This is a genomic window from Microcoleus sp. A6-C6 (assembly GCF_036705955.1).
Classification (GTDB): domain Bacteria; phylum Cyanobacteriota; class Cyanobacteriia; order Cyanobacteriales; family Microcoleaceae; genus Microcoleus.
The window spans coordinates 25,915-45,965 of the sequence record NZ_JAUBVR010000005.1 but is presented as its reverse complement, the minus strand read 5'-3'; the positions used below and the strand labels follow the sequence as shown (position 1 = coordinate 45,965).

17 protein-coding genes are annotated in these 20,051 nt (G+C 45.7%); 6 read left to right on the top strand and 11 right to left on the bottom strand.

Annotated features, from left to right (window positions below; genetic code table 11):
- Positions 1 to 55: 55 nt before the first annotated feature.
- Positions 56 to 1,006, top strand: coding sequence for an SGNH/GDSL hydrolase family protein (locus QUB52_RS03905; RefSeq protein WP_265235596.1), 951 nt, complete (start codon positions 56 to 58; stop codon positions 1,004 to 1,006).
- 189 nt (positions 1,007 to 1,195) lie between these two features.
- Here the strand turns inward: QUB52_RS03905 and QUB52_RS03900 are convergent, their stop codons facing one another.
- The 5 genes from QUB52_RS03900 to QUB52_RS03880 form a co-directional block, all read right to left on the bottom strand.
- A complete protein-coding gene (locus QUB52_RS03900) occupies positions 1,196 to 1,846 on the bottom strand; it encodes a Uma2 family endonuclease (protein ID WP_265235597.1) in 651 nt (216 codons plus the stop codon).
- A 124-nt stretch (positions 1,847 to 1,970) separates the two neighbouring features.
- Positions 1,971 to 2,366, bottom strand: a complete 396-nt coding sequence (gloA, locus tag QUB52_RS03895; RefSeq protein WP_332972458.1) for a lactoylglutathione lyase — start codon at positions 2,364 to 2,366, stop codon at positions 1,971 to 1,973.
- A gap of 110 nt (positions 2,367 to 2,476) precedes the next feature.
- Entirely contained in the window at positions 2,477 to 2,989 is a 513-nt protein-coding gene (locus QUB52_RS03890; protein ID WP_265235599.1) for a cupredoxin domain-containing protein, read from the bottom strand.
- 19 nt (positions 2,990 to 3,008) lie between these two features.
- Positions 3,009 to 5,261, bottom strand: a complete 2,253-nt coding sequence (locus QUB52_RS03885; protein ID WP_332972457.1) for a heavy metal translocating P-type ATPase — start codon at positions 5,259 to 5,261, stop codon at positions 3,009 to 3,011.
- Positions 5,262 to 5,475: 214 nt separating this feature from the next.
- Positions 5,476 to 5,670, bottom strand: coding sequence for a heavy-metal-associated domain-containing protein (locus tag QUB52_RS03880; protein WP_265235601.1), 195 nt, complete (start codon positions 5,668 to 5,670; stop codon positions 5,476 to 5,478).
- Between the two features lie 244 nt (positions 5,671 to 5,914).
- On the opposite strand from QUB52_RS03880, the gene QUB52_RS03875 reads away from it, so the two are divergent.
- Positions 5,915 to 6,631: a DUF305 domain-containing protein gene (locus tag QUB52_RS03875; protein ID WP_332972456.1), complete on the top strand. Its 717-nt coding sequence runs from the start codon at positions 5,915 to 5,917 to the stop codon at positions 6,629 to 6,631.
- Between the two features lie 185 nt (positions 6,632 to 6,816).
- Positions 6,817 to 7,401 (top strand): D-glycero-alpha-D-manno-heptose-1,7-bisphosphate 7-phosphatase, encoded by a 585-nt coding sequence (locus tag QUB52_RS03870; protein ID WP_265235603.1) that lies wholly within the window; start codon positions 6,817 to 6,819, stop codon positions 7,399 to 7,401.
- 102 nt (positions 7,402 to 7,503) lie between these two features.
- Here QUB52_RS03870 and QUB52_RS03865 read toward each other — a convergent pair whose 3' ends face one another.
- The 5 genes from QUB52_RS03865 to ftsH2 all read right to left on the bottom strand — a co-directional run bounded on the left by QUB52_RS03865 (position 7,504) and on the right by ftsH2 (position 16,529).
- Entirely contained in the window at positions 7,504 to 9,987 is a 2,484-nt protein-coding gene (locus tag QUB52_RS03865) for an ATP-binding protein (RefSeq protein ID WP_265235605.1), read from the bottom strand.
- Positions 9,988 to 10,083: 96 nt separating this feature from the next.
- A complete protein-coding gene (locus tag QUB52_RS03860) occupies positions 10,084 to 11,310 on the bottom strand; it encodes a hybrid sensor histidine kinase/response regulator (RefSeq protein ID WP_332972455.1) in 1,227 nt (408 codons plus the stop codon).
- A gap of 8 nt (positions 11,311 to 11,318) precedes the next feature.
- A complete protein-coding gene (locus tag QUB52_RS03855) occupies positions 11,319 to 13,910 on the bottom strand; it encodes a PAS domain S-box protein (protein ID WP_332972454.1) in 2,592 nt (863 codons plus the stop codon).
- A gap of 122 nt (positions 13,911 to 14,032) precedes the next feature.
- A complete protein-coding gene (locus QUB52_RS03850; RefSeq protein WP_265235608.1) occupies positions 14,033 to 14,431 on the bottom strand; it encodes a hypothetical protein in 399 nt (132 codons plus the stop codon).
- A 208-nt stretch (positions 14,432 to 14,639) separates the two neighbouring features.
- Complete coding sequence (gene ftsH2 / locus QUB52_RS03845; RefSeq protein ID WP_265235609.1) at positions 14,640 to 16,529, bottom strand: ATP-dependent zinc metalloprotease FtsH2; 1,890 nt, start codon at positions 16,527 to 16,529, stop codon at positions 14,640 to 14,642.
- Positions 16,530 to 17,220: 691 nt separating this feature from the next.
- Here ftsH2 and QUB52_RS03840 point away from each other — a divergent pair.
- From QUB52_RS03840 to QUB52_RS03830, 3 genes are all read left to right on the top strand, one after another.
- On the top strand, positions 17,221 to 18,303 hold the full coding sequence (locus QUB52_RS03840; RefSeq protein WP_265235610.1) for a ParM/StbA family protein: 1,083 nt from the start codon (positions 17,221 to 17,223) through the stop codon (positions 18,301 to 18,303).
- A gap of 20 nt (positions 18,304 to 18,323) precedes the next feature.
- Entirely contained in the window at positions 18,324 to 18,839 is a 516-nt protein-coding gene (locus tag QUB52_RS03835; protein ID WP_265235611.1) for a hypothetical protein, read from the top strand.
- Positions 18,840 to 18,926: 87 nt separating this feature from the next.
- Positions 18,927 to 19,100: a hypothetical protein gene (locus QUB52_RS03830; protein WP_265235612.1), complete on the top strand. Its 174-nt coding sequence runs from the start codon at positions 18,927 to 18,929 to the stop codon at positions 19,098 to 19,100.
- Here QUB52_RS03830 and QUB52_RS03825 read toward each other — a convergent pair.
- On the bottom strand, positions 19,060 to 19,983 hold the full coding sequence (locus QUB52_RS03825) for a hypothetical protein (RefSeq protein WP_265235613.1): 924 nt from the start codon (positions 19,981 to 19,983) through the stop codon (positions 19,060 to 19,062). The genes QUB52_RS03830 and QUB52_RS03825 overlap by 41 nt on opposite strands.
- Positions 19,984 to 20,051: the final 68 nt, after the last annotated feature.

Below are 20,051 nucleotides of genomic sequence, written 5' to 3'. Positions count from 1 at the left end.
CCCTTCTTCCCTTCTTCCTTCTTCCTTCTTCCTTCTTATGAGAGACCGAGAATTTTTGCTGATCGTTACTTCTGTAATTCTCACTTTAATGTTTTCTAATTTATCCTTATTTCTGAAAAGCTTTTCTTCAACTCCTTTAGCCAGTTCCGAAATTAAACAAGCAGCGCGCCAGATTGAAATAGACGGTTTCAGGAAATCAGAACAAGATTTTTGGAGCAAAATTAAAGATATTAATTTCGATAGCCTTCCAAAAAAATCCGCAACTTCTCCTGTAACAACCGCAACAAAATCGGCAGTTGCAGCCCCAAAACCTGCTAAAAAACAAACTCCAGCTAAACCAAAACTAACCGTACCTTATCGCAAATTTTTATTTATTGGAGATTCCGTAATGTTCGACTTAGGAACTCAACTCCAGTACACTCTCAAGGAAAAATACAATATCGCAAATACAAAACTTGACTACAAAGTATCGAGCGGATTAAATCGGATAGATTATTATGACTGGTATGCCAGAACCAGCGAAATTATCCAGGATTATCGACCAGATGTAGTGATAATTTTGTTCGGAGGCAACGATCCTCAAGATATCATTGATTCTCAAGGAAAATACCGGGCAATCCTGACCCCAGAATGGCAAAAAGCTTATCAAGAAAGAGTAGATAAATATGCCAAGTTACTTGGCTCTTCCTCCGTAAGAAAAGTGTATTGGATAGGTCAATCTAACTCTAATAGATCTGCGTATATCAAAGCTTTTCCAATCATGAACAATATTTATAAAAATGCTAAAAAAGCTTCTCCCAAAATTGAATTTATTTCTACTTGGGAAACTTTTGCAGAATCGGGAAAATTTGTTCCGATAGTTGCTGACAAATCGGGGAAGCGAGGCTATGTAAAAATTAATGACGGCGTGCATTTTACTTCCCACGGAGCTCACATTATCAGCGACGTAATTGTTGACAAAATGGCGAAGGATAAAGTCTTAAAGGTTCCTAAGAATAAGCCATAAATTGGGAGTCAGAAACCGGGTTTCTTCACTAAATCTTCGTGAGTATGCCAAAAATATCGCACAAACCCGGTTTCTTGGATTGGGGGGCGATGTGTGCTAGTCAGAAACCGGGTTTCTTCATTCAACCTCGGTGAAGATGCCAAAATTATCGCAGAAACCCGGTTTCTTGGATTGGGGGAAAACTCGATATTATTCTTCAATATTACTTGTTGGCTGGCTGACTTCTTCGTCTTTAACATCAAAGTTAATTCGTTCGTAAATCTCTCTCAGTGGCATTTGAAATTCTACGGATTCTAGGATTAATAGAGATTCCTCTGAATCATATTCTGTTAATACCCATTTCCCGTTAGAGTTTTTGGCAAATTGCTCAATGTGATAGCTATATTGATCTACTAAAATGTATTCCTGAAATTCAGGAATTGAGCGATAGGCGAGAAATTTACCACCGCGATCGTAGTCTTTGGTTGAATTCGATAAAACCTCGACGATTACCAGAGGATTTGTAACAATTGTTTTGTTACTTCCTTGATATTGTGGTTCTCCTTGAATCACCATGATATCGGGATAGACGTAGCGGCGAGTTAGGGGTATCCACAGCCGCAGATCATTGATAAAAGTCTCGTAATCTTGACCATTCACACTCAAGGGGAATTTTCGGCAAAAATTTAGTGCAATTTTATTGTGGTTCGCTGTTCCGCCTGTCATGGGTATGATTTCTCCATCATGGTATTCACTTTTGTCGATCGCACTTTCTTCTAATGCGAGATATTCCTCCGGGGTGTAGTGGCGTTTTTCGGTTGGCGGTTGCTTGGCGATTGCTGGTTTTTCTTGGGTTTGCATAGTCGTTCCCTTCTGATCTGAAGTGATTTGATGATAACAGCGATCGTGTGGAGCCTCAGAAACCGGGTTTCTTGCAAAATCTCGTGAGGATACCAAAAATATCGCAGAAACCCGGTTTCTTGGATTAGTCGAGTGGATTTTCCAGTTGAATTAATTCAACTTTATATCCATCTGGGTCTTGCACAAAAGCGATGACAGTTGAACCGTGTTTCATCGGGCCTGGTTCCCGAATAACTTTACCGCCGCAGGCTTTAATTGCTTCGCAAGTACCGTAAATGTCGTCAACGCCGATCGCAATATGACCGTAAGCATCGCCTAAATTGTACTCTGCGACACCCCAGTTATATGTTAATTCCAAAACCGTAGTATCGGATTCGTCGCCGTAGCCCACAAAAGCCAGAGTAAATTTACCGTCTGGATAGTCCTTTTGCCGCAGCAATTTCATGCCCAGAACCTCGGTGTAAAATTTGAGGGACTCTTCCAGGTTGCCGACTCGGAGCATCGTGTGTAGTAGTTGCATTTAGCTCACTCCAAATTTCTTAAGCTTTCATCTATTTTAGCGATTTCTTGCTTAAAAAACTCGCGCCTCAACCGTCGCAGTTGCCGCAGGTTGATAACTGTCTATTTGATTTAGCTTTGTACTTCCACCACACCCCTAAACATATTCATGCCGCAAGTAAATAGGTATCGTCCAGGTTTTTGAGGAGTGAATTCAACAGCCGTTACCTGATTTAGAGGTAATTCTCGCACAATGTGAAAATCTGGTAACAACACTTTTTCAAGACAACTATTTGGGTCGCGCCTCAAGAAATTGAGCCTGACTAATTGACCTGCTTTCACAACTACAGTGGAAGGCTCATAACCCCCGTCTACAGTAATAGTTAACTCTTGTATTCCCTGAATAGACTCAGCTTGCTGCCCTTGAGTTTTACTAAATAGAAACCACCACAATTCTAGACCAATTAATGCCAACCCTCCTAGAGTTACGCCAACTTTTAAACCGAATGGTTGTTGAATGGGGCGAAATTGAGTGGTTGAAGTAGAATTTTTGAATGGCATTTGGGAAGCTTGGACTCCGAAAGCCATTCCCACTATAATTCCTAAACTTCCGATGCTTCCTAAAATTTGACGCTGACTAAACATTTTTCAAATTCCTCATAATTTACGCAACAGATTTAACTTTAAAATTCCGCAAGCGCAAAGCATTAGTCACTACCGAAAGCGAACTAAAAGCCATTGCACCACCGGCGATAATCGGATTTAGCAGCCAGCCAAAAATTGGGTACAAAATGCCCGCGGCGATCGGTATTCCAGCGATGTTGTAAATAAAGGCAAAAAACAAGTTTTCGCGGATGTTCCGCATGGTAGCGCGTGACAGTTGAATTGCTGTAACTATGCCTTGCAAATCTCCTGAAATTAAGGTAATGTCGCTGGCTGCGATCGCCACATCGGTGCCGGTACCGATCGCAATTCCCACATCTGCTAAGGCCAAAGCCGGTGCATCATTAATCCCGTCTCCCACCATCGCCACAATCTTGCCTTCCCCTTGCAGCGCTTGGATTTTAGCGACTTTTTGGTCTGGTCTAACTTCGGCAAAAACGCGAGTAATACCGACAGATTGGGCGATCGACTCCGCAGTCGATCGATTATCCCCAGTCAGCATCACCACCTCCAAACCGAGTTTTTGCAGCGCTTTCACCGCCTGCGCTGACGACGGTTTGAGGGCATCAGCAATGCCCAGAATTGCCTCAATTTTGCCCTCTACAGCCATCCAAACCACCGTTTTGCTCGAAACTTCCAAAGCTCGCGCGCGCAGCTCCAGATATTCAGTATCGCAGCCTAATTCCTGCATCCACCTGAGTGTTCCCAGGGCGATCGACTTTCCGCCCACAACCCCTCGCACACCGCTACCCGCGACGGCCTCAAAATCCCGAACATCTGTCAAATTCACCTCTTGAGATTTAGCGTATCTCACAACAGCTTCCCCGACAGGATGCTCCGAATTTCGTTCTACAGAAGCCGCCAATTGTAGCAACTTTAACTCATTGCTATCCGCCGTTCCTTTAACAGTCACAAAATCAGTTACAGTCGGCTTCCCTTCCGTGAGAGTCCCAGTTTTATCTAACACAATAATTTGAATTTTTTGCGCTAATTCTAAACTATCGGCTCCTTTAATTAAAATCCCGTTTTCCGCACCTTTACCAGTTCCCACCATCACAGCAGTCGGAGTCGCCAAACCCAAAGCACAGGGACAGGCAATAATTAACACTTCCACCATTGTCACAGTCGCCAAAGTGAAGTTACCCGTCGCATTAAACCAAATAATAAAAGTAGCTAAAGCGATGGCAATTACTACGGGAACAAACCAACCAGTTACTTGGTCTGCTAACTTTTGAATCGGTGCTTTTGAACCCTGTGCCTCCTGCACCATCTTGACAATTTGAGCTAAAAATGTATCTTTGCCAACTCTTGTCGCGCGAAACTTAAAGCTGCCAGTTTTGTTAATTGTCGCTCCGATCACTTCGTCGCCAAGCTGCTTTTTGACAGCCAAACTTTCTCCCGTAACCATTGCTTCGTCTACCGTCGAAGAGCCTTCAATTACCTCTCCGTCTACGGGGATTTGCTCGCCCGGCCGCACCTGTACGATGTCGCCAATTTCCACTTGGGCGATCGGCACTTCCAACTCTTCCCCGTTGCGAACTATCCGAGCAGTTTTTGCTTGCAAACCCATGAGTTTGCGAATAGCTTCCGAAGTCTCTCCCTTAGCCCGATTTTCTAGGGTTTTCCCCAACAAAATTAAGGCGACAACGCTGGCGGCCACTTCGTAGTAAACGCTAGGAGTCAAACCTTGAGCCGTAAAAAAACCGGGGAAAAATGTCACAAATACCGAATAAAAGTAGGCTGCACTCGTTCCCAAAGCAATCAGGGTATCCATTGTCGCGACGCGCCGTTTTAGGGATTTCCAAGCGCCCACATAGAATGATTTGCCGCACCAAAACTGTACCGGTGATGTCAGCACTAATTGCAGCCAAAAATTGTGCAGCCATGCGGGGATGAATGGCAGGTGCAAGCCAGTCATGGCTGGAATACCACCCACAAACAGCAGGATGCTGATGATACCTGCTGTCCAGAGTTTTCGCTGCAAGTTTTGAGACTCAGATTTGCGATCGGCTTTGGCTGAATCATCCTCAGCCGCCATTTCTTGAAGTGGCAAAGCTTCGTATCCCGCAGCATCAACCGCTGATTGAATTGCTGCTAAATTGGTTTGCTTAGAGTCGTATTGGATAGCTGCTTGTTCCATCCCAAAATTGACGCTGCACTCAATTACGCCGGGAACAGATTTAATCGCTTGTTCGATAGATGAAGCACAAGAAGCACAACTCATTCCCCGCAGTTTAAGTGTAAGATTGTCCATAGGGTACTCCTAAACTAAATAAGAGCGCAGGTTGCCAAGGTATTTAGTAATTGGCATGACCGAGTTTCCAAATTACTGAGGAGAATTGCGCTCGAAATGATTGGTGCGATTGCTGGACGCTACGGTTATAGTTTTCAGCATTTCACCCTAATGTGAAATTAAGATGAAATGGCTGTATTCCTAAAGTTAGAAACCGCTGGCGTTGACCTAAAAATTAATCTACAGGATAGCCAGCAGATGCGATCGCTTTTCTAACTTCACTTTCCTCCTTAGCCGTTTGAATCGTGACAAATTTTGTCTTGAGATCCGCCTCAACAGCGGCGGCTGAGTCAATGGCTTGGACTGCTTTGGTTATTGTATTCACACAAGCAGAACAAGCCATCTTGGGTACTTTTAGCTGTAAAGTCATAATTGGAACCTCAGCAGAAACTACTCTGCTCAATTAATGAATTAACTCCATTGTAAAGTCTCCAGTCAGCAGGAGAGTCAAGGGAATTGCGAAATAAATCTGGAATTATGAAAAAAGTGGTTTAACACGCTACCTGAGACGGCACAGCAAGAATTATTTACAGATGATCATCAATAATTTCATCCTGATTTCATTTCTATCTGAGAAACTAAATATAAATGGCAGTTTTAAGGATATAAAATCAATGAAATCAACTTCATTAAAAACAGGCTTTGCAGCGCTGACATTGACCGCCACAGCCGTTTTAACCAGCGGAGTGCTTGCAGCTTGTTCAAAAGCTCCGACAAGCCAAACTCAAGCCCCAAATGTTACGACAGCAACTCAAACGAACAACAAGCAAGACGTGGCACAAGGCGGCAGCGGTGGCATGAATTATGGCATGAATCACAATATGTCAATGGATTTAGGCCCTGCTGATGCCAACTACGATTTGCGATTTATTGATGGCATGACAGTACACCATCAAGGTGCTATAAACATGGCGAAAGATGTGCTAAATAAATCCAAACGCCCGGAAATGAAAAAACTAGCAAATAACATGATTGCCGCTCAAAACCGCGAAATCAATCAAATGAAACAGTGGCGAAAAAACTGGTACGCCAAAGCCGAAAATACACCGATGGCTTATCACGCTCAAATGGGTGACATGATGGCAATGACTCCCGAACAAATGCAAAGCATGATGATGAGTATGGATTTAGGGGCGGCTGATGCTGAATTTGACCTGCGATTTCTGAATGCGATGATTCCCCACCACGAAGGAGCTTTAGTGATGGCTGAAGATGCTTTGAAGAAGTCGAAACGGCCGGAAATGAAGAAATTATCTCAAGAGATTCTGACTTCGCAAAAGCAAGAAATTGAGCAAATGAAAGAGTGGCGCCAAGCTTGGTACAAAAAGTAGTGACGGGGCGGATCAATTAATTGCAATATCTATGGATACTGGCTTGAATTTTTCATGGTAGCTAGAGTATAATTGAGGTCAAACGGTTTTTGGCATCTTAAAATCCCAAAAGCCTTTAAACTCCAATTATTTGAGCGCTACTCCTTGACAGTTCCAGACAGTATCTACAATCCGATCGCAATTCTATGAAACGAGCAGTATTTCTCGACCGCGATGGCGTTCTCAATATCGAAGCTGGCTACATTCACAAACTAGAAGATTTGCATTTAATCCCAGGCATAGCTGAAGCTGTACGCCGTTTAAATGATCGACAAATATTTTGCTGTTTGGTTTCCAATCAATCCGGGCCTGCGAGGGGTTATTATCCGGTCAGCCATGTTGAAGCTTTGCACAAACGCCTGTGTTTGTTATTAGAACAAGAAGCTGGAGCGAGGTTAGATGCTCTTTATTACTGTCCTTATTTGAGCGAAGCGGAAGGCGGAACAAACCCAGAATTTACGCGATATACGACTTGGCGAAAACCGAATACGGGGATGTTAGTAGCGGCGGCTTGGGAACACGATTTGGATTTGCCCAATAGTTTTATGGTGGGGGATAAAGCGACTGATGTTGATATGGCTCACAATGCCGGTTGTACTGGTATTTTAGTGCAGACTGGTTACGGCGAAAGCGTGTTGAGCGGGGAGTATCAGCACCATACTAAACCGGATTTTATTGCTGCAAATTTAGCTGCGGGGGTTGAGTGGATTTTGCAAGATTTTGATGATTAAGCTAGTCAGCAAATAAACATTGTATATTCGGGATGGGCTTTGAGCCCGTCCCAATTATTTTTGCAATATTGTCTAAGGTGGAAGACTTTTTAGGGAATCTCGTTATGCTGCCTCACGGACTGGCTGACGGATCGGAATTTGAATCAAAAACTTAGTTCCTTGGCCCAGCGTGGAAAAACACTCTAGCTTACCGCCATGTTTTTCGGTGATGATTTGATAGCTGATTGCCATCCCCATGCCCGTTCCTTTGCCTACGGGCTTAGTGGTGAAAAATGGATCGAAGATTTTCTGTTTCACCGATTCAGGCATTCCCGATCCATTGTCGGTGATGCCAATTTCTACCCATTCTGAACCTAACATGGTAGTGCGGATGATAATTTGATTGGGGCTGGCTTTGATTTCTTCGTAAGTGCGATCGCCCTTCACTTCATCGAACGCATCGATCGCATTTGCCAAAATATTCATCACCACCTGATTTAATTGTCCGGGGTAACATTCGACATGAGGCAACTGACTGTAGTCCAGAATCACTTCGATCTCAGGGTTCTCCGTCTTGACTTTGAGGCGATGTCCCAGAATCAGCAATGTACTGTCAATGCCTTCATGAATGTCAACCGCTTTGAATTGGGCCTCATCAAGGCGAGAAAAGTTTCGCAGCGATATGACAATTTCCCGAATCCGATTTGTGCCAAGTTTGATAGAAGACAACATTTTTTGCACATCTTCTACCAGAAATTCCAGATCGATTTCCTCAGCTAAGGCGCGAATTTCTGGATCGTCGCCCGGATGGCGCTGTTCGTAGAGGCGGATCATCCGCAGCAAATCTTCAGTGCAATCATTCAGAGGCGTGATGTTGCCGTGGATAAAGTTGACTGGATTGTTGATTTCATGGGCAACCCCTGCCACCAGTTGACCCAGGCTGGACATTTTTTCGTTCTGCACCATTTGCACTTGAGCGGTTTGCAGCGCGCTCAGGGTTTGCTCTAGCTGCCGAGCTTGATCGGTGGCGATGACTGCCAGTTCGTGAATGGCAGCAACTTGAGGTAGGGAAGTCCAGCAGGCGATCGCCACCGCTACAAACGCCAGCGTCATCAATAAAATAATCAGAATTTCGGGATTGAGAGCATTGCTTGTAGGGCGAATCCAGGTACACACGAACCAGCTTACCGTGGATGCAGCGCAGACCAGCAAAATTAGAATGCTGACCTGAGCCATTAGAAAATCTCGGTCTTTGACTGGGTTTTGGGGTTTCGCGTGCAGTCGATCCCACCAGGCGGGCCCGAATGGCGCGAAGGAACTGCGTCGCACGATCGCATCCAGGGCAATCAGAACGATCGGCAACAGAATACCAATCAGAAAATCTTGCCAACCCCAGGCAACCCCTCCCACTACTAAGGCAATAAATTCAAAGATCGCAATCCCAAGGGACAAATGTCCCCATCGGACATCAGGATCGTGGCGGCGCAGCCACAGCGCCAGATGAACGAACATAATTGAAACGACCAAGCACACACAAGAGATCACCACAATGCGGTTGACATCACCCCATACCAAAAACAGGAGGCTACTGAGTAAGGTTAAAATCAGCGCAGGTTCCAGTGTTCCTCGACGCGACAACACTCCAAACACTGGAGCCATGTTTCCATCTAACGCTCCCTGATACAAAAAGCGCGGTGTATTGGACACTGTTGTGGCGGTTCCCAGAAGGCAGCTAGAGGTAATCAACAGGGTCATCAACAAAGAGGTATAAGATCCCCAAAACGGTTTAGCTGCCGCCACCAAATTGGCATAGAGATCGCTACCGAGCGATGTGTCGCTTGCCAGTCGCATGAACACCCAGGAGCCCCCAATGTAAACGAAGGGCATTAACCAGGCAAACCAGGACAGAAATTTGAGGGTCATCTCTGGTTTTTTGCTATCTGCAATAAAGGCGGCCACAGTGTCAGAGGAGTAGAAAGCATAGGCTGCCCAGAAATACCACTTCAGCCCGTTGGGAGAACTAATGGAGCTGAATTTAGATGGCAACAAGCCCGGACTGTCGGGTGCAAAGGCTAACCAGCCTAAGCCTTGAGCAATAAATAGGAAGAGAAAGCCGATCGACGGTAGCACAAAGAAGAGGTGCAAAATTGCCAGCGCTCGCGACCCACTAAACGCCACAAAATATGCAACCAGCGTGAAGCCAATTTCCAGGGCTTTCTCTGGCACTGTCAGATTCATCGGTTCGAGATGATGTTGCACCAGAGCCGTGAGGACGATCGCGTTAATGGGAGGAACCGACACCCAACTCAAATAGTAGGCAAAACCCACATATCGCGCCACTGCCGGATAGTTCGGCAGCAAACGAGCCACATAGCTGGGAGTGCCACCGGAGACATCTTGCCACTTGCTGCCAAGTTGTCGCATTTGCAGGCTCAATAGCATCCCCACCAGCACACCGGGAATCCAAACCCACAGGGCGGCTGTGCCCAGTTCTTGATTGATCGTGGGAGCCAGCGTCAGCCAGATGAGAAATCCCACGACACTAAACCCCCAGGCTTCCGCAACAGTGAGGGTGCGCTGTAACCGAATCGGTGTGGAATACTCCATCGTTGCCTTTTTCCTTAGCTATTACCTTGATAGTCTCATTTACCATTTGAAATACAAAGCAACCAGCCGCAGTTCGGTGCAAGTTTTCTTTTCTTCTCATCGATCTGACTGAGTTTTGCAGGAAAGAGCCACGTAAGGAAGCGCGACTGTAAAGGTAGTACCAACGCCGATTTTGCTTTCGCAGCCGATCGCACCTCCTTGCAATTCAACCGCTTTTTTAACAATTGTTAATCCCAAACCGTTACCTTTAATCTTTCCAGTATTCTTGCAGCGGTAGAACATTTCAAATATTTTCCCTACTTCGGTTTCTGGGATGCCGATACCTTCGTCTCGGATGCGCATAATTAGTAACGGAGAGTTAATATTTGTCAATTGGTAATTGGCAAACAAACACTGAGGAGATAAGCAGAAAATAGCTTTTTTGTCTCCCTCGCCTGCTTGACGGCATTCCAATTCCAAAATGACTTGCCCGCCGTTTGGCGAATATTTGATAGCGTTGACGATTAAGTTAGAAATAATGCCGTGGAGCAATTGTTGATCTAATATGGCGCTGGTAACATCTGACGTAATTAATGTTAGTTTGTGTTTTGCTTCATTTCCTAACTGCAATTGATCCAGCAAGTCTTGACAAAATTCGACTAAATTTATCGGTAATGGATGACATTTGAGTTTGCCTGCTTCTGCTCGCCCCATGAACAGCATATCGTCGATTAGCTGGTTCATCTTCTGGGTAGCTGAGTGGACTAGCCGCAGGGTTCTGACTTGGGATTCGTCACTGCTGCGAGTGCGATCGAGCTCTAGGAGTTCCGCAGAGATTAAAATCGCGTTGAGCGGGTTGCGCAATTCGTGAGCAGCCATTGAAATATATTGGTTTTGGCGGTGCGATTTTTCTTCCACCGAATTTCTCGCTGCTTCCGAAGCTTTGAGAGCTTGTCGCATCTTGGTTTCGATTTCGTGCCTGTGCAGGGCAATCTCGATCGCCACCCGCAAATCATGTTGTTGAAATGGTTTGATAATATAACCAAATGGGTTTGTAAGTTTCGCTCTTTGCAGCGTTTTCTCGTCGGCATAAGCTGTTAAAAATACTGTTGGTACATCTACCTTGGTTCTGATTTTTTCGGCTGTTGTTATACCATCCATGTCACCTTTAAGCACGATATCCATCAGCACTAAATCTGGCCGTTCTTCTGCGACTTTTTCCAGGGCTTCTTCCCCTGAAGCAACCGTAGCTGTTACTGTATAACCCAGTTTTTTCAACCTGCCTGCTATGTCTTCGGCGACAATCACTTCGTCTTCGACCACCAAAATCTTGATCGGGTTCATATTATTTTTTAAATGCGCCGTCGATAAGTCAACTCAGCGAAACTAATATCGTAACAAATTCCGCACTCACTGTCAATGACAAGAGTTCCATCTAATTGGCAAGTCAACATCCGCACTAATCGCAATCCTAATGTTTCGGTATTTTCTACGTCGAAACCCGCCGGAAATCCCCTGCCGTTATCTTGAATACTTAAGTGAAATTGCTGAGAAGTTATTTCATGAAAATTAATATTAATTTCACCTGCCAAACTTTTGGTAAAGGCATATTTTAAGGAATTAGAAACCAATTCATTAATGATTAAACCGCAAGGAATTGCGGTTTCTATATTTAAAGAAATTGGGTCAACGTTGATATTGAATTGGATGGAAGTATTGCCGGAACTAAAAGATTGATACAAATTAGCAACCAAATTTTCAACGTAGGGCGGGAGATCGATCCGATCGAGATTGTCGGATTGATAAAGTTGCTCATGAATCAAAGCCATTGAATGGATGCGGACTTGGCTTTCTTCAAATAAAGCTAGCGTAGGTTCGTCTTCAATGTATTGAGCTTGAAGTTGCAGCAGGCTGGAAATTACCTGCATATTATTTTTGACTCGGTGGTGAATTTCTTTGAGCAATACTTCTTTTTCGCGGAGTGCTGCTTGGATGCGAGCAGAAGTCAATTTGCGATCGCTAATATCTTCGCAAATACCAGCGATGCGGTAAATATTGCCCGATTCATCGTAAATAGGAAAAGCTCGATCGCACACCCAGCGCATTGTGCCGTCTGGCCGAAAAATCCGATATTCGATATTGGTGGACTCACCCTGCAACACTCGCCCCATTGAGTCTTCCAACAAATGTTTATCTTCTGGATGCACCCACTCCATCATTTTTAAGGGCTCGGCATATAATTCTTCGTTGCTGCGCCCCCAGATTTGTTCGTAAGCTGGACTCAGATACAATAAATCGGTGAATTCAGCAGACATTAGCCAGAAGGAATTTTGGATATTTTCTGCTAGCTGGCGAAAGCGTTCTTCACTTTCACGGAGCGCTTTTTCGGCCTGTTTGCTTTCGCTAATATCTTCTGCAATGCCAACAACGCGGTAAACTTCACCAGCTTGATTTATAATGGGAAAAGCCCGATCGCGAATCCAGCGAATTTCGCCGTCCGGCCTGACAATTCGATATTCTGTCTCGTCTTCAGTTACAATTTTTTTAGAAAATTTAGCAATAACGCGAGCTCGATCTTCTGGATGGAGGGAATCTACTAAAAAATGTCCGCCAGCATACAATTCAGCACAGCTTCTGCCCCAAATTTCTTCGTAACCTGGACTGATATAAATAATTTCCTGCGGTTGAATGCCTACCATCCAAAACACGCTTTCAATGTTTTCGGCTAGCTGTCGGAATCTTTCTTCACTTTCTTTCAGTGCTGCTTCAGCTTTTTTCCCTTGCGTAGCTGCAACCACCGCATCGCTAATATCGCGCTGCACGCCAAAATACCCCACGATTCTTTCGAGAGAATCGTAAATGCAAATATAGTCGCCTTCCACCCAAATTGTAGTCCCGTCAAACTTGCGATTGTCATTTTCGATGTGAATTCTGCCAGCATCAAAAAATTGCCTGAATATCTCTCTGCAGCCAGCCAAGTTGTGGGACAATAAAAAGTTAAGAGTTTGGCCAATGAACTCTTCCCGATTAGCTCCGTATTGAGTGATCAAAGCATCGTTTGCCTTCGTTATCCGCCCGTTAGCAAATACGTAATCCAAAACTTTTTCCTTGTCAGCGGCATTTTTCCAGTGTACTGGTTCCTCCAGCATCATAAAGAAAAAGCCATCTAAAGATTGAGAGAAAAACAATTCTAGCTGTTCCTGGCTTTCCCGCAGAGCTTCTTCAGCGCGCCAGCGAGAGAGAATTTCTTCCTGCAATTGATTGTTGGCTGTTTTCAAGTCTTCAGTGCGCTTTTGATATTTAATTTCTAGCTGATTTTTGATTTCTTCCAGCGCTATTTCTGCCTGTTTTTTTTCGGTAATATCTTGAGTAACGACCATTCCTGCAAAAATTTCTTCCCGGTCGTTTTTAACGGGAGCAATTGTTGTTGAATAAATGCGATCGCGGTATTTATATTCAAAATTATTCTCTTTTCCTGCCAAAGCCGCGCGATATGTAGTCTCAAAAAGTGGCAAATCTTCAGGTGGGGATACTTCCCATAATGTTTTGCCTTCCAACAGTTCTTTGGACAAACCAACTGGTGCCAAACCTTGACCGTCAACGAGAGTATACCGCAAATCGCGATCGAACAAAAATACCGAGCCATTCGGATAATGTTTGATCAGAGTTCGGTACATTTCCTGGCTTTTTTCGAGAGATGCGATTAACTGACTTCGCTCGTCGTCGGCGATATCCAATTCAGTTGCGAAACCCGAAGAACCTGCATTTTTGACTGCTTTGAGTTGTGCTGCTAATTTCTGACACAATTCTCTCTGCTGCTGCAAATGCTCTTCGAGTTCGCGAATTTTTTCGCTTTGCTCTGCTACCAATGCTTCGCAGGTATCGAGAAGTTGATTTCCTGCGGGATAGCTACGTCGCGCGTACTCGGTGGGATCAATACACATATAGCAATTCTCAAGTGAGTGAGGTACAGATTCGGAATTGGGAATTGGGAATTGGGAATCTTGCCCGTTCTAGCTATTTTTGCAAGAGGTCTAATTAGGAAGTCTCCATCGACATTTTATGCTTATTCGATCGCCAATTTACAGGTATAGTCAACCAGCCTTGACAAAAATGAGTCGCGATCGACTAAAGTCCATCTGGGATCGAAATTCGACCAGTTTTCACCATCTTCGCTAATTCTGACAGTTCTAAACTCTCGCTGCTTGCAGTTAACTTCCATCTGCGCCCGCATTTTCTGGTCACTAAACTTCTGAGTTCCTAAAAAAATTCTGACTGGATAAGAGGGAGCGCCGGGAAAATTTGATTTACTTAATTTTACGCTGCTGGGATCGATGCAAATATCTACAAAACATCTTAATTTTTCGGCGCTGGCGCTCAAAGTATTGACGGAAACAAAAATCAAAGTAGCTAGAAAAAGGCTTGACAAATTCTTAGTTGTATGTTTTAAAAATCTAGTTTGCATCTGCGTTAATTTGCGTACCCTTCCCGAAGGCGAAGCGCCTACATCTGCGGTTATTATATCGAAAAATCAACTCAGCGGTTAAAATCGCTCCTAGACAGACAAAACCCGCTGTAAGGCGGGTTGAATTTCTTCAGTCCGCGTCGGCGGACTTTGTTTGTGTAGTCGCGAATTCTATTCGCCCTGAATATTTGCCGTCAAGATTAGCTTTTTAAAGCTGAGGAACATATTGTTCTTTTTCAGGAACAAAAGTGTATTCAGAGACGATTAGCCGCAACTCTTCGCCGTCGATGGTTTCTTTTTCGATTAACAAATCTACTAGGCGATCGATCACAGTGCGATTTTCGCGAATAATTCGGCGGGCGTCGTCGTAGCAACGATCGACAATTTCCCGAACTTGCGAGTCAATCCGAGAAGCAATTTCTTCGGAATATTCCGATCGCGCTGTGTAGTCGCGGCCGAGGAAAATTTCGCTTTGTTGAGCTTCTAGGGCGATCGGCCCCAAGGTAGACATCCCGTAGCGAGTCACCATTTGCCGCGCCATGCCGCTGACTTGCTGTAAGTCGTTGCCGGCACCGGTGGTGACTTCAGCATCGCCGAAAACTACTTCTTCGGCGGCGCGTCCACCCAAAGCACCACTAATGCGGGCTAGGATTTGCGATCGAGAAATTAAACCTTGGTCTTCGCTAGGCATAAACCAAGTCAAGCCGCGGGCTTGTCCGCGAGGAACTAAGGTAACTTTTTGTACGGGATCGTGGGCTTGAATTACAGTACCGACGATCGCGTGGCCGATTTCGTGGTAAGCAATTAAGCGTTTGCTCTTGCTGTCTACCAGCGGTGTGCCTTCCATACCTGCGACGACGCGATCGACTGCATCGTCAATTTCGAGCATCGTAATCGCTTCTTTGCGTCGTCTCGCCGTTAAAATAGCAGCTTCGTTGAGTAAGTTAGCCAAATCAGCGCCAGTAAAACCGGGTGTCCGGCGGGCGATGGCATCCAAAGAAATCTCCGCAGACAGCTTCTTGTTGCGCGCGTGAACTTCCAGAATTTCCAAGCGACCTTTGATATCCGGTACATCGACGCTAACTTGGCGGTCAAAACGTCCCGGACGCAGCAGCGCTGAGTCGAGCACGTCGGGGCGGTTGGTGGCAGCAATGATGATAATGCCAGTATTGCCCTCAAAACCGTCCATTTCGGTCAGCAACTGGTTCAGGGTTTGTTCCCGTTCGTCGTTACCACCGCCGATACCAGCGCCGCGCTGACGACCAACTGCATCTATTTCATCGATGAAGATGATGCAAGGAGCATTTTCTTTAGCTTTCTTGAACAAGTCGCGGACGCGGGATGCGCCGACACCGACGAACATTTCGACAAATTCGGAACCGGAGATGCTGAAGAAAGGGACGCCGGCTTCGCCTGCGATCGCTTTTGCCAGCATGGTTTTACCTGTTCCGGGAGGGCCAACTAGCAGCACGCCTTTGGGAATCTTGGCGCCGACTGCGGTGAAGCGTTCGGGTTTTTTGAGGAATGTCACGACTTCGGCGAGTTCTTCTTTGGCTTCTTCTACGCCTGCTACGTCGTCGAACAGTACGCCTGTTTTAGCTTCCATTTGAAAGCGTGCTTTGGATTTGCCAAAATTCATGGCTTGGCCTGGGCCTCCTGGCACGTTGCCGCCACCTCGGCGGAACAGGAAAAACAGCCCTCCTACTAACAATAGGGGAAATACTAGATTGCCTAAAACTCCCCAGATGGCGCCGTCGTTGCGCAGCGGGTGAGTGTCGAAGCTGATTTTGGAGTCTCTGAGTCTAGCAACGAGTTCTGGGGCATTTGAGGGCAAGTCCACCCGCCACCGCTGCTCGTGATTGTCCAGTTCGGGATCGACGGCTAGGACGATCGCTGTGCGGCCTCCGTCGTACAAATCAACGCTGGTGACTCGATCGGCGTTTAAGTAATCTAAAAATCTACCGTAGCTCAGGCGGGTGCTGGCGGTGTTCTTGCTCATCTCTGCGGGGGATGCGGCGAAGGCTCCCTGCCACAGGAAAAAGCCGATGACTAGGGCGGGTAAAGTCCAAAGTAGTATAGTTTGCCAAGAAATTTTCATAAATGCGGGTGCCTTGAATTGGGGACAGATCGGGTAAGCTGGCGGTGTGGGATGAGTGTGACAAAAGTTTACACTCAGAATCTTAACTAAATTTAACTTAACAATGCACGATCGGGCAAGATGATGACGATCGTCGCGATCAAGAAAAAGTTAGGTTAGTTACCATAAGGGCGATCGTCCCGAATATAATGTTTGATGCTGATTTCGATACCAATCTAGGTAAAGTTAGAAGAATCGCCGCAAAACCCACTGTCTTTAAGCGCGGCAGTGTCAAGGGATAAGGCGTCAGGAACCTCAGCCCTGACGGCATGAGGCTTGAAAGAGAAATCTAGCAAGCCGTTCTGACCAGCCTAAGTCTTAACTGACTACGTTTTTTGAGTCACGACACCGGGCGGATGCTTAGCTAGTCCCCTGCCATGTCATTTGCAGTTAAACAGTTTCAAGGTCACTGAAACAGTGCTGCAAGTCTAAAAAGCTCAGAAAACATTGGCCGACAAGCTAACTTTACCCCGCAAGGGAGGCTCGAAAGAGCAAAATGCTATGCGTACAGGATTGGGAGACTTGAAACGGTAACTGTCCCGTTGAGAGTGCAACACAAAAGCACACCGAACCAACCAATCCCAAGGCGGTAGTATATCCAAAACAATAATAAAGCCGTCCTAGAAGGACGGGGTTTCTACCCATTTTTCTGATGACAACTAGACAGCTTGTTCCTAATTCGGCTATGCTGACGCAGCAGACTAAGATCGCTTCTCACAAATCGATTATTAGTGCTGATTTGGGTCGTACAGCAACTAAAGCTTGCGTGAGTCGCAACCCAAATGGTGTTGTATTCATCCCTGCCAACGTGGCTGCGATGCCCGTCGAAAAGGTGCGGGGCGGCAGCTTTGAGTCAAAAGCAACAGACCCTCTGTTGGATATGTGGCTGGAGCACCAAGGCAAGGGGTACGCCATCGGCCAACTGGCCGCGGACTTTGGCGCTAATCTCGGCGGCGCTGACCAGTCGAAAGTAGTAGATGCTTTGGTTAAGGTTTTTTCCTGTGCTGGATATTTCCAAATGAAGGGCGAAATGGCAGTAGTGCTGGGTTTGCCTTTTTATTCGCAGGATCAGTTTGAGAAAGAAAAGGAAGAGATTATCAGCCAACTGCGCTCTCCCCACGTTGTGATCTATCGCGGCGAACGTTTGGAAATTGACATCCGCCACGTTTGGGTGATGCCGGAAGGATTCGGCAGCCTAATTTGGTGCGAGGCTCAAGACAACAAGGAGTTTTCGCCGGAGTTGCCGGAACTGTCGGTGGCTGTTGTCGATATCGGACACCAAACTACCGATTTGTTAATGGTCGATCGTTTCCGGTTCGCCCGCGCGGCTTCTAAGAGCGATTCCTTCGCCATGAACAAGTTCTACGAACAAGTTGCCTCAAAGATTCCGGGCGCAGACCCTCAATCTCTGTCTTTACTAGAAGCGGTGAATAAGCCGGAAGGCCAACGTTTCTACCGTCCTAGAGGAGCGACTAAGCCGACTAATTTAGATCCGATTATTAAGGATTTGCGGGAGGCTTTCGCTAACGAACTGTCCGAACGTTTGGTGCAGTGGCTGCCGGAACGGGTGACGGATGTAGTTCTGACTGGCGGTGGCGGCGAGTTTTTCTGGGAGGTTCTCCAACCTTTGCTGAAAGACGCCAATCTTAAGGCTCACTTGGCTCAGCCTTCTCGGAAAGCTAATGCTTTGGGACAGTTTATTTATGCTGAGGCTCAGCTAGCCACGATAAAGTAACGCATTAAGGCTTGAACCCTATGGCACTGTGGGCAAAAAATAAGGCGAATTTCTCGGTGGCGTTTACGGAAGATGCTGCGGATCAAACTTTGCTGGCGGCTATTGAAAAAGAGTTGGCTTTTACGAAGTATCAGACTTTCAGCAATCTCTGCAAGCAAGCTTTGTGGCAGTTTTTGTCTGTATCTGAGTCTCCTATCTCTACAGATAGCTCTCAGCGGTTGGAAGAGCGTATTGCTGAACTTGCGGTCAGATTTGCTGAGTTTGAGCGCAATGTTTCTGCTGAGGAATTAAGCCGTTTGGAGGGACTGGAACATCACCTGAGTCAATTGGGCGCACAGTTGGATCAGTTGCAGGGGAGTGTTAACAGTAAGTTTGCTCAAGTTTCTTTTGCCCAAGTTTCAAAAGTAGTAGAGCCTGATCCGATTGAGTCTGAATCTGTAGCGAATGATCTAGTTTCTGACGCTGAGGTTGCTCCTCGTCGGGAGTCCGATCCTTTATTGGAGCGTTTAAGTTCTTTGTTACCGCAAGATTTCTAGGCCAAGGCTTTTTAGCCTTGAGATGTGATGTTAGTGGCTCGCTGTTGGCAGCGGGTACTGAATAAATAAACAAAGTCGATCGCTCTTTTGAATAAAAAGGGCGATCGACTTTGTTATGGAAGAAGGAAGAAGGAAGAAGGAAGAGGGAAGAAGGAAGAGGGAAGAAGGGAGAGGGGAGAGGGAAAAATTGCCAAATTACCAATTATCAATTACCTCGATATTATTCCATCAATCCTAATTTTTGCAATCGCAAACGAATAGCAGCAGGCTGTCGCTGAAATCTCTGAGCTAATTCGCCAATTTGTTGATCGCTTGCATATTCTTTCTGCAAATTCTCGTCTTCCTCCCGACTCCACTTGATATAAGCTCTGGGATATTTCTGGCGAATTTTCTCATTTTGGGTTTTAGATCGATCGGCATTTTTTGGCTCGACATTCAAACCAGAACCCAACGGTTGATTAATTTCCCCGCCGCGACTAGCTACAGCCTCCTGCAAACGGTGGGGAATCACAGCCATTTCTTGAGCCAGCTCAGCCAAAGCATTGTCTACTTTTTGCTGAAGTTCTGTTAGCTGCCGCTGCTGCAAATTTCCCCACTGCGGCAGTTCGTTGATAAACTCCTGCAAGTCCAGAATTATTGTTGTCAAAGTTTCGACTTGTTGCAACTCCGGCCGTTGTTTGAATTGGCGGCTGGTGATTTCGATCTCGCTTTGAATCATTTTTATAGTTTTTTCTAAAATTATGATCCGCTGGCGCAGGTTCTCAATTGCTGAAATTATAGAGTGTGTGTTTTCTCCCTGTCCAACATTCTGATTTTCGCGAGATGTTTGAGCAAGAGCTTCGTCTACAGCATTGACAGCGAGTTGTAATTGTTCGATCGCGCGATCGCTAGTAGCTGCTTGTTGGTTTACGCGATCGAACACAGCCACCGTACTTGTTTTAACTTGCCCGCGCAACTTCTGGCGGTTCACAAAATTCAACACGAGGGAAATCACTACAGGAATTTGAGCATAAACGCTCTGCTGCCAAACCAAACTCGCAGCCAATCCCACAGCCGAGGCAGCAAGAAAGATTAATTCAGCAGTTTCTAACAAATTGCTCGATTTTGGATTTTGGATTTTGGTTGATGAATTAGATGATGACATAGGTTATTAATTGGGAATTGGGAATTGGGAATTGGGCATTGGGCATTGGGAATTGGGTATTGGGAATT